Source organism: Candidatus Clostridium eludens, assembly GCF_045310515.1.
Taxonomy (GTDB): Bacteria; Bacillota; Clostridia; order Clostridiales; family Clostridiaceae; genus Clostridium_B; species Clostridium_B eludens.
This window is the reverse complement of sequence record NZ_JBJHZX010000073.1, coordinates 1-10525: the sequence shown is the minus strand read 5'-3', so window position 1 is coordinate 10525 and position 10525 is coordinate 1. Positions and strand designations below refer to the sequence as shown.

Sequence of the window (10525 nt, the reverse complement as noted above, 5' to 3'; positions counted from 1 at the left end):
TAGTTTACCTCCAATCACTTTCTACATTATAATAAATACAGATGTAATTGTCCAAACCTATTTAGGGGCTTAAGAGAGATGATAGTGGTTTTATTATCTGTGAATGATAGGAGAATCTTGCTTTCAATTTTGATAAATACTCACTAAAAAACTCTGCAGAAGGTAGCAGTTCAATTTTAGGGTAGTAAGTGTTTATGTAATCAATTCGCTCTTTACAAATAAGCACCTTTGTTTTATTTGTAAAACTATTAACTACATCAAAATCTATATCAATATTTTTAATATCAATAAGTACTTTTTCAACATTAATTGATTGCGGATTATGTCTGGAAATAAGAAGTTTTTCTCCATTGCATACCATATAATAAGGCGTTCCAACCCATGCAGAATAGGAAATCACTTGATTTTCTGCACCATCTAAACTCTCACCAATTTTTTTTGCTTCAACAGCAATTAAAGCGCTCTGTGCTGAACGGTCTGTACCATTATAAAGTATAAAATCTGCAACCTTTATTTTTTTCTCTCTTCCGAAGTACATCTCAACTGCAATCTTATCTGCTCGATCATAATGTGTAAAACCTAATAACTTAAAAATGTTTAGAAGTATTTTTGTTTCGACTTCCGCTTCATTTAGCGGATTGCAACTTACTATTTCTTCAATTAATTCTTCTCTATTCGCCATATATTCACACCCCGATCCATATAAAATAATACTATTCCGATTACTAACGTAGTGATAAATTTCAGCTAATGTTTCGAATTTCCGACGCTGAGACACTTAGCCAGACTTGACCAGTGTTTCATGTGTGGCTTAGTTATTTTTTTCAAGCCAAGCTGTGCAAAAACTTTTGCTTGCAAAGGATTGACTTATTCTCTAAAAATCCTGATTTTCCTTTATTATATTTATCATAGTTTCTACTTTTAGAAATAATTCATCGAAAGTTACTATATCAACCGACTTTAGTTCATTTCTAAACAATTCAAAACTTTCTTTTTGATTATTGTCTAATACATCTAATCTTCCTATAATAAGTAAACATTTCGAATTTAATGTTTTTAGCTGATTAGAAGTTTGCGCTTGGACTTTATAAAATTCTTTTTGTAAATTATTTTTATAATTTAGAAGTTGATTTATCGAACCTGTTAATTCTGATGATATTGTATACGTATTTCTGTATTTTCTTCCAATTATATTTGCTTTAGGATTTTTAATTTCAACAAGTACTAGACTGCCTGTAAGATCATTCTTATATGCATAATCAGCAATACTTCCATTTCTATTGTCAATACTTGTATCACCTACATAAGCTTGATCCTGGAATAACATTAAAGGCATAGAAAAGCATTGTGCAATTACCCAAGAATATTTTTTTAAAGTACTTTGCCAGAAACTTTCATCATTGTTTTCAATATTCTCTTTCCATATATTAATTAACTTAATAAATCCATCTAATCCCAACATCGAATTTTCTGCTCTACTAATTAATATGTTAAGTATTTCTAACGATTTCTCAAAGGCCTGTTTTATAGTTTCTACATTATCGAGAACCTTTATCATTATTTTCCCTTTTTCCTCATAAGAAGAAAATTTTTCGTCATACTCAATTGCGCTAACCCCATCAAAATGCTTTACTTGTTCTTCTATCTTATGAAAGTAGTATCTTGCTTCCCATTTCTTTTTCCATTCCTCATCATCTACAAAACTCTCATATATTACAAAAAACTCATTATTTCTTTTTAAAAATTCCATAAGAGTAAAAGGAAATGGTAGCCTATGTAACGGATTTGATATTTTACTACTACTGATATTCAATATTACAAAGTGAACATTATTAGGAATGTCTTTAATAGATAATGTCTTGATGGCTTCATAAAAATCACCTATTTCTTGATCCTCATTATCAAAAACATATAGATCATTATATATGTGCGTTAAGAAGTTACCTGAATACTCTCCATTCAGCCTAAATTGTTCGTTAACTAGCTCTATTTTCTTATCCTTAATATTTAATTCAATCACTTTCAATTCTCCTCAATTTATTTAACATATTCTTCTTTAGCATAACTAATGAATTACCGACATTTAAGCAACCTGGTATTTTAGCTTTAATCTTAACTTCTAATTATAGACATAATTTATCATTATATGGGCAATATGTATGTACAGTGCTAAATGACCGTTACTCCCAATCACTTGTATTTATTACTCCCTGTCGAGTCATATGTCCAAATTCATCCCAATATGATAATCTTGATAATAAAAACTTTTTTCTATTATCATTTATAAAATTATTATTACTTATAGCTTCCGCTTCGCTATATATCTTACTCATTTCTTCAGAGAAAACTGGTCCTAATCTAAAAACTGGTTGTACATATTTAGTGTAATACTTTTGTTCTTTAACTGTACATGTAATAATATCTCTACCTTTAATGTTAGGCATTATTCCATTAAAAGTCATATAAATTTCATTTTCCCTTGGCAATTGGCTTCTTTTTATATTTAATTCTGGTTTATCTATAAATTCATCTCTACAGCCGTAGATAAGAACATAATATGGTTCTATACTTTTCCCTCTCATGAATTCAGTATCTACGTTATAGTATTGAAAAAACAAATTTTGATGATTTAGATTAGAAAACCATACTTTCCAATCTGTTAATTGATTTTGAGCATGAATAAATTCTGAACTTGGTTTTCCATCAGAGACAAACCATTTTTTAGAAGGTTTTTCTATTTCGATAAATATAGGATATATAGTACAACTATCATTGGCAATCCACAAAAAATCAGGTATTCTTGTAGTTAAACCCGTAAGCTTCGGTTGAGTTATTAATACATTATTAAAAGGTGTATGTCCTGACTCACCAAAAAAGCCAAAGGCACCAGGTAACATACATGGATATCTTTCAAAAAAATCTTGAAATGATGTTTCATCATTTTTTTTGTTTTCATCAATATATCATATTCCTTAATAATTTTATTTTCATATTCATCCCACTCCATAGGTCTTGGACAATCTGTAATAATCTGATATCTTTTTTTAACATTTTGCTTTCTCCGTATCGTAAAAAATTTAAGATTCTATCTAATAGTTTTTTCTCGAAACTCATTTGCTTTTTAGTCACATGTGGTGAGGATTACATAGTTATTAGTTATTAATAAGCCACAGATTCATACATTAAATTGTTTTTAGATTGTACATAAAAACAGTATACATATAATTTTCATTACTTCTATTGCAAATCCTAACTTCTCATAATAGACACAATATTACATTACTTTAATCCATCTTACATAGAAATCATAGTACATTTCTCATATTTTTATATCATTTTTCATCTAATACTATAAATTTCTTTACTTTTATCATAACTCTAAAGAACTCTCTTTTATTGTGGCGGATTACAAACACTACAAGGTGTATACCACTCTGCTTCAGCCTCCTCTAATGATATGGGTATCTGACTTCTAGCTAAATATCTACAACCTACGAAGTAATGTTTATGTCCTTTACTTCCTTTAATAAACTTTTACATTAGAGATTTCTACACGTATTCCTAAATTCCTCCTAAAATTGATAAGAAACCTAACCATTTAAACATATTATAGTCTTTGAATAGTTACCAGGTATGGATATTTGTGGTTTTAGTATTATGTGCTTTGTATAATTCTTAAAAAGGCCAAAGTCTTGTGTTTAGTTAATAGAAACCTTATGAAGAGGAAAGGCAGTGCCATGATATTTCACATGTTTGTAATTGATAGTATAATCAATATAACTTGAAAAATTATAAATGGAGGAATAAATATTGAGGAAATATAGACATGCTATCTTTGATATGGATGGCACCATTATAGATTCTATGCCTGTATGGAAGAATCTCGGAAAAGATTATCTTACAAAAAAGGGAGTTAAAGCCCCAAAAAACTTGAATGAAATCATAAGTGCAATGTCTATGACAGAATCAGCCAACTATTTCAGAAAAGAGTTAAAAATCAGCAATTGTCCAGAACGAATTATTTCTGATATGAATCAATTAATTAAAGATAAGTATAAGTATGAAATACCATTAAAACCATATGTCAAAGAGTATCTTTCATATTTACAAAGAAATAACGTAGTAATGTGTGTAGCTACAGCTACACCAGTACAATTGGCAGAGGTAGTACTGAAACGTCTGGAAGTGTTACAATATTTTTCTTTTGTGGTATGCTGCGATGAGGTTGGTACTGGAAAAAGCAAGCCGGATATCTATTATCTTGCTCTAAAGAAAATGAAAGCAAGTATAGCAGATACCATAGTTTATGAAGATGCCGACTATGCAATCAGAACGGCAAAGAGTGCAGGTTTTTATACCATTGGAGTATATGATGAATATGCATATGACCAAAAAAAAGAAATACAGCTACTTTGTGATAGATATATAGATTCCTTTGAATGTTTGTTAGAATTAGACAGTCTATCAGCAGGAAATTAACAGCTGGCCTGAAAAGGTTCTTCCAATGTTCAGATGGAGATAAGCATTTCTTCATCTGAACCTCTGAATCACTTGATTTTTCCTGCTCCTTTACTGTATATTTCGGATATTAACTAATACTAGTAATAAATCTTTTTGTAATAGGAAATCTGCAGCTTACTGTAAGCTGTGTGTTCAGTGTAATGCCAAGTGCGATAATTTCATCGTAGAAATTTGTATTGCCAGATTTCGTGTTCCTAGGAAAATCAAACTGCATTTTGTTTACAAACATTCAGTTTTTGATTACAAACATTGCATTTGGTTTTACAAAGTTGCATCTCGTTTTGCTATTGAGTATAGTTCTTATTTTAGAACCCAGATTGTAATATATACTATTTTAAATGCAATATATATTTGACATTATGAATAATATATAGTATAACTATACTGTAAGGAGGAATATAGATGAAAAATCTTAAAATGAAATCAGCAAGAGCCTCACTAGATTTATCTCAAGAACAGTTAGCAGATATAGTAGGCGTAACAAGACAAACAATAGGCATGATAGAAGCTGGAAAATTTAATCCCTCATTGCAATTATGTATCGCTATTTGTAAGGCATTGAAGAAAACATTAAATGATATTTTTTGGGAGGAATAGAAATGAAAGATGAGAGAATAGAACAGGCAACTAACAAAATTAATAGTGAATTAGCATTACTAATGTATGGAATTGTAGTTATATCATTTCTAGCTAAATTGTGGATTTACAATATAGATTTATCAAGGTGCTGGACCGAATATATTATAATGATTATTGTTCCATTATACCAGTTTATCAGGGCACGCAGTATGAAAGTAAGCCTACATGTTAACAAAAGTTCTAACCTATCTTTTAAAGTAGTTGCAATGCAATGCGTCGTACTAGTTGCTATATTCGGAGCATTTGTCTATAAAACAATTATACAAAGGAACAATTTTCATTGGAAAAGTGCGGTTTTCAACATCTTAATATTTATAGTTTTATTTGTTTTTATATATTTTGTGGTAAATAAATCAGAAAAAAAACAAGTAAAAAAATATGAAGAACAATTTAACGATGATGAAAAATGATATTATATAGGTTGTTGAATAACTGAATTTGGAAACATGAAAAGTAGCTAAATGTATGTACTTGATAATTATATTATTCAAAATTAAAAGTTCCCCACATCACGTATAGGAGCAGTATCCTCAAATATAGAGCAAAATATCCAAGTAATAATACGGTATATGTGCTATAATCTCTATAAAAGTTAAATCCACACTGTAAATCAAGATGAAATAATAGGGGGTAAGATTAAGCTATATGGGTATGATATGGATTAATATTTTTATAATTGTTATAGGGTTTATACTAAAATTGTGGCCACCAGAATGTATAAATACTTCTTTAGGATATAAGACACCTTTCGCTATGAAAAATCAAAAAACATGGAATGAAGGCAATCGATTTGCTGCTATTATGCTTATCACAGGTGGGGTTATATCTTTGATATTTTCATTATTAATTAGTTTTTTATATAAGGGGAATGAAACAGAAATAATAAGATTTTCTAGTATATTTACAGTACTATGTACTTTAAGTTTTGTCTTTTATACAGAAATCCACTTAAGGAAAATATTTAATAAAGATGGTATTAAGAAGTTATAATGTTCTTAGGAAAAATATTGCTCACAGATACAGTACTTTGAAATTGAAAATAGTAGACAAGAAGTAGGCTGCATTTTCTATGGCCTACTTCAAAATATAAAGGTGAATTAATATTTTCAAAGAGATATAAAATAACTAAATATTATTAGACATCCAATATACATGTAATACCCAAAAGTATGTAATAAAAAAATACCGCAAATTCATTTCCGAATAATGAGATATTCTAATATGTTACTTACCTTCTTAACATACTTCTCTATAAACTGGAATTTACCATTTAAGCTAATAATCCAATTTTCTTGAGCCAATCTGATATTTGTTCTGCTGAAGCATTACCGCATACAGCAATGCCTGGAAGCATTCTAGAATTCAAACATTCTTTTGCAATCTCTTTTTCAATTTCTCCAAATCCCCCACCTCCATGAGTACAGAAGGGAATCACTGTTTTTCCAGAAAAATCATGTTTTCTCAAAAAAGTCAAAACTGGTGGAGTCAGTGACTTAAACCAGTTTGGGGTTCCAACGAAAACAGTATTATAACTGTCAATCGATTCATTTCCTGACTTTAGCTCAGGGCAAACTCCACGCATAATTTCATTTCTGGCTTCTTTGGAAGCAGTGTTGTAATTAAAAGAATATGCTTTTCGGGGAATCAGTTCCCTTATATCTCCACCCGTTTTCCGGGCTATTTCATTAGCTAATTTCTGAGTACTTTTTGAAAATGAATAATAAACAATCAAAACGTTACTCATGCGCTCTGCTACTCTCAATTAATTCACAAATAGCTTTATTGGCATTATCATTGTATAACCCGCTATGATAGGATACTATGTTCTGTATATCGTAGCGAGCGAATTTTTGAAGAGATTTCACTGCTTCACCCATGTCATAAGTATGCATTTTGTTAGGCCCTGTTAAATGACCATCCTCAATATTCATCTCATCACCAGCTATAAGAGTTTTACTGTTTCTATGATAAAGACAGATATGACCTGGAGTGTGACCCGGTGTATAAATTGCTTTTATCCCTCCGCAGTATGGAAGTACATCACAATCTACTACGGTCCTGTCAACATTAGCCTTGGCGTTAGCAAAACCGCCCTTAAGTATTTCATAAAAACCCTTCCTGTCATCAGGAAGAGAATCCTTATTTTTTTCAAGCTGTGCCAGCTTGATTGGTGTCTTTTCTCCTGTTATATATTGTTTCTCTATTTCATGGGCAATTACTTCAACTTTTCCATCAAGCTCTTTTACAATACTTGCAAGAGAACCTACATGGTCTATGTCCTGGTGGGTTAAAAGTATCTTGCTGATTCTTTCAAAAGGCAATCCCACCTTTTTTACTGCTTCCTGAAACTTTTCCAGTTGACCAGGAAAACCTGTATCTACAAGAAGCATCTCCTTGTCATCCCATATTAGTACAGGGTAAATGTTGGCTATCCTCCCCATTATATTACAAGGTATTTCAAGCATTTCAATTCCATCTGCTATTCTCAACTTAATCTCTCCTCTCATTTATAGTAAAGTTACTTTATAATAATTTATATTTATGACACTTATTAAGAAATTTGCGTATTTATATTAACCGTTCTTTTATTTCATTATACTTACTTATGAATCCTTTTTCCACCAAAAGCATGAATTGTTCTTGTTCCAGCAATGGCACTTCCGGTATATAAAAAATATTTATACAGTTGTTATTTATTTAGGGCAAATTCAACAGCAGAAACAGCATGTATTTTCAGTGTATCGAAAATTGGTATGTTAACGTCCTCTTGTTTTATTAGTAATGGTATTTCTGTACACCCTAATATTATACCCTCGGCACCATTTAAAGCTAAATTATTTATTATTTTTATATATTCCATCTTTGAAACCTTATCTATTATACCCTTACAGAGTTCATTATAAATGACCTTATGGACTATTTCTCTTTCGTTTTCATCTGGAATAACTACATCTATGTCAAAGTTTTCTTTCAACATTTTTTTATAGAAATCTTGTTCCATAGTAAATTTAGTTCCCAGCAACCCAACTTTTTTCATTCTGTCTTGGATTATTTTTTCACCTGTTACTTCTGCTATATGCAAGACTTTTATTCCTATCCTATTTTCTATAGCACTTGCTAGTTTATGCATTGTATTAGTACATATTACAACAAAATCAGCACCTCCCCTTTTAAGTTTTCAGCAACATTAACCATAATAGCCTCTAGTTCTTCCCATTTATTTTCGTGTTGTAATACTTCTATTTCTTGAAAGTCTACTGAATACATCAGGCATTTTGCAGAATGAGAACCACCTAATTTCAACTTTACAGTTTCATTTATGATTTTATAATATTCAAGTGTAGATTCCCAGCTCATTCCTCCTATTAATCCAATTGTTTTCAACTAATCACTCCCTTTGTGCATTTACAATATCTTTATATTCTACAAATAACCCCTGCAACTCTTCGTGGACCTTACTCATTAACTCATCTTCTTAAGCTTTTGATATTGCAATAAAAAAGAATCTCGGAAACCTAAAAATGACATTTCCATTTTTCTGTATTGGATATTCCTTTATTACTCTGTTAAAAACATCTTGCTCAAAATCTTTCTTTTTTTCATCTGATAAAACATCCAAGTATGGTCTTAATCCTGTACCACGATACCATTCCATAATGTCCTTATGAGATTTTAATTTGTGACAATATATAGTTTCCCACATTGAAAATTCTGATGAAATTTCTGAAAGCAAATCAAAATATTCACTTTGTGTAAGATTATAAAAAATCCTAGGATTAGTAAACTCTGATTTCCATTTTTCATTCGTTGAAACCTCTTCAATGATTTTGTGGATTGGCTCCTGATAGTTCATTGGCGTTTGTACTGCAAGTATTCCGTTTGGTTTCAATAACCCAATCATATTCTTCAAAAGTTGATTGTGGTTTGGTATCCATTGAATACAAGCATTTGAAAAAACAACATCAAAATCATTATCAAGAATAGATAAGTCTTTACCTGCATCACAAATCTTAAAATCAAGATCAGGATAATCTATTTTTGCTTTTTCAATCATATTTTGAGAATTATCAATCCCAAGAACATATGCATTAGGGAATCGTTGTGCTAAAACCTGGGTACTGTTTCCTGGGCCACATCCAATATCGATAATTTTTTTTGGTTCATCATTATATATACGATTAACTAAGTCAATTGATGGTTGTGTTCGTTCATTTCTAAACATTAAATACTGTGCTGAATTCCAATCTGCCATAATATCGCCTCCTGAAATTAATATATATAATCGTCTTGATAAATTTGCCCTTACCACACTTCCTGGCTAAATATCTATAATCTTTAGCACGATATTTGCCTCTCTTATTTTCCTATAATAAACTTTTACACTAGATATTTCTACATATATTTCTACATATATTCCTAAATTCCTTCTAAACTGATAAAAAACCTGATTATTTAAACATATTGCAATCTTCAATTGGCTGAAAATGAAATTTCTATAACTACTAAAGATAAAAACTCCAAAACTAAAAATGCACCCTTCGCCAAGTGTGCATTTTTATAATACTAGATAAATCACCTAAATTTTATAGTTGTTACTTTAGTAGTTATTTTCATTACAATATTACAATTGCCGCAATCCCCAAAAATAATACACAGGATAAAAATATTTTTATTCCATCATATTTTGTATATTCACTAGAAGTCCTATTTTGCATGTAATTTAAAATTTGACAAATTAATAAATTAATAAAAACAATAGGTAGTAACTTTTTACTTTCGATATGAACTATAAAAAAGCATATAGCTAATATTATTGTTGCTATTAGACAAATATCACTCATAACTTTCATTATTAAATATTCATTTTTCAAAGTCACACCCCCATTAATGATTTATAAATAATTTACACATCTTATAGTTTGAACTTAATTTTTATGGGAATTATACCATATCTGAATTTTAAAGGTTAGTACATACTTTTTTTAATAGTTTTTATGAAGAAAAAGGTGACTATGCATTAATATCTCGTTTTAGAAACTCACTTCTAAAATTCATTACTCGATACAAGAGTAATGCCATCCTGTTTAAACTTCTTTAAAAGCTTATCCCATTTATTTTCGGCTAGTAAGAGAATTCCGTCTTTAATGATGGAGACATTGTATCCTCGTTTTAAAGCTCCCTTTGCTGTAAAATAAACACACCCTGCTGCATCTAGTCCAACAAGATATAATTCACTAATTTGTTGTTCAGCTAAAAAAGCTTCAAATCTAGGATTAGAAAACGCATCTTAGTTCTAGAATAAAAATAGTACAAGATAAATTGAGAAAGTTCCCAATAAAGATTAAAATGAAAGTAAGATATGGGG

11 protein-coding genes and 2 pseudogenes are annotated in these 10525 nt (G+C 30.1%); 4 read left to right on the top strand and 9 right to left on the bottom strand.

Annotation, left to right across the window (positions count from 1 at the left end; translation table 11 throughout):
• Window positions 1-61: 61 nt before the first annotated feature.
• The 3 genes from ACJDU8_RS24170 to ACJDU8_RS24160 form a co-directional block, all read right to left on the bottom strand.
• On the bottom strand, window positions 62-682 hold the full coding sequence (locus ACJDU8_RS24170; protein WP_406794738.1) for a type I restriction enzyme HsdR N-terminal domain-containing protein: 621 nt from the start codon (window positions 680-682) through the stop codon (window positions 62-64).
• 192 nt (window positions 683-874) lie between these two features.
• On the bottom strand, window positions 875-2020 hold the full coding sequence (locus ACJDU8_RS24165; protein ID WP_406794737.1) for a Shedu immune nuclease family protein: 1146 nt from the start codon (window positions 2018-2020) through the stop codon (window positions 875-877).
• 160 nt (window positions 2021-2180) lie between these two features.
• Entirely contained in the window at window positions 2181-2960 is a 780-nt protein-coding gene (locus ACJDU8_RS24160) for a Shedu anti-phage system protein SduA domain-containing protein (protein ID WP_406794739.1), read from the bottom strand.
• Between the two features lie 850 nt (window positions 2961-3810).
• Here ACJDU8_RS24160 and ACJDU8_RS24155 point away from each other — a divergent pair.
• From ACJDU8_RS24155 to ACJDU8_RS24140, 4 genes are all read left to right on the top strand, one after another.
• Entirely contained in the window at window positions 3811-4479 is a 669-nt protein-coding gene (locus ACJDU8_RS24155) for an HAD family hydrolase (protein ID WP_406794736.1), read from the top strand.
• A gap of 444 nt (window positions 4480-4923) precedes the next feature.
• A complete protein-coding gene (locus tag ACJDU8_RS24150) occupies window positions 4924-5118 on the top strand; it encodes a helix-turn-helix transcriptional regulator (RefSeq protein ID WP_406794735.1) in 195 nt (64 codons plus the stop codon).
• A 2-nt stretch (window positions 5119-5120) separates the two neighbouring features.
• The gene (locus tag ACJDU8_RS24145) at window positions 5121-5570 is read left to right on the top strand and encodes a DUF6773 family protein (protein ID WP_406794734.1); all 450 of its coding nucleotides are present in this window, start codon (window positions 5121-5123) and stop codon (window positions 5568-5570) included.
• 235 nt (window positions 5571-5805) lie between these two features.
• Window positions 5806-6150 carry an SdpI family protein gene (locus tag ACJDU8_RS24140; protein WP_406794733.1) on the top strand — a complete coding sequence of 115 codons (345 nt, stop codon included), beginning with the start codon at window positions 5806-5808 and terminating at the stop codon, window positions 6148-6150.
• Between the two features lie 280 nt (window positions 6151-6430).
• Here the strand turns inward: ACJDU8_RS24140 and ACJDU8_RS24135 are convergent, their stop codons facing one another.
• The 6 genes and pseudogenes from ACJDU8_RS24135 to ACJDU8_RS24110 form a co-directional block, all read right to left on the bottom strand.
• Window positions 6431-6904 (bottom strand): flavodoxin, encoded by a 474-nt coding sequence (locus ACJDU8_RS24135; protein WP_406794732.1) that lies wholly within the window; start codon window positions 6902-6904, stop codon window positions 6431-6433.
• Window positions 6897-7649 carry an MBL fold metallo-hydrolase gene (locus ACJDU8_RS24130; protein ID WP_406794731.1) on the bottom strand — a complete coding sequence of 251 codons (753 nt, stop codon included), beginning with the start codon at window positions 7647-7649 and terminating at the stop codon, window positions 6897-6899. Before ACJDU8_RS24130 ends, ACJDU8_RS24135 begins: the two co-directional genes overlap by 8 nt.
• Window positions 7650-7849: 200 nt before the next feature.
• Window positions 7850-8544: pseudogene (locus ACJDU8_RS24125) on the bottom strand (aspartate/glutamate racemase family protein).
• Between the two features lie 91 nt (window positions 8545-8635).
• Window positions 8636-9412, bottom strand: coding sequence for a methyltransferase domain-containing protein (locus tag ACJDU8_RS24120; protein WP_406794730.1), 777 nt, complete (start codon window positions 9410-9412; stop codon window positions 8636-8638).
• A gap of 361 nt (window positions 9413-9773) precedes the next feature.
• On the bottom strand, window positions 9774-10031 hold the full coding sequence (locus ACJDU8_RS24115; protein WP_406794728.1) for a hypothetical protein: 258 nt from the start codon (window positions 10029-10031) through the stop codon (window positions 9774-9776).
• Between the two features lie 173 nt (window positions 10032-10204).
• Window positions 10205-10435, bottom strand: a pseudogene (locus tag ACJDU8_RS24110) (isochorismatase family protein); the annotation flags it as partial.
• Window positions 10436-10525 lie beyond the last annotated feature (90 nt).

Coding starts and splice junctions, on each gene's coding strand:
- ACJDU8_RS24120 (WP_406794730.1), bottom strand. CDS start 9,412: ATGGCAGATTGGAATTCAGCACAGTATTTAATGTTTAGAAATGAACGA.
- ACJDU8_RS24145 (WP_406794734.1), top strand. CDS start 5,121: ATGAAAGATGAGAGAATAGAACAGGCAACTAACAAAATTAATAGTGAA.
- ACJDU8_RS24170 (WP_406794738.1), bottom strand. CDS start 682: ATGGCGAATAGAGAAGAATTAATTGAAGAAATAGTAAGTTGCAATCCG.
- ACJDU8_RS24135 (WP_406794732.1), bottom strand. CDS start 6,904: ATGAGTAACGTTTTGATTGTTTATTATTCATTTTCAAAAAGTACTCAG.
- ACJDU8_RS24150 (WP_406794735.1), top strand. CDS start 4,924: ATGAAAAATCTTAAAATGAAATCAGCAAGAGCCTCACTAGATTTATCT.
- ACJDU8_RS24140 (WP_406794733.1), top strand. CDS start 5,806: ATGGGTATGATATGGATTAATATTTTTATAATTGTTATAGGGTTTATA.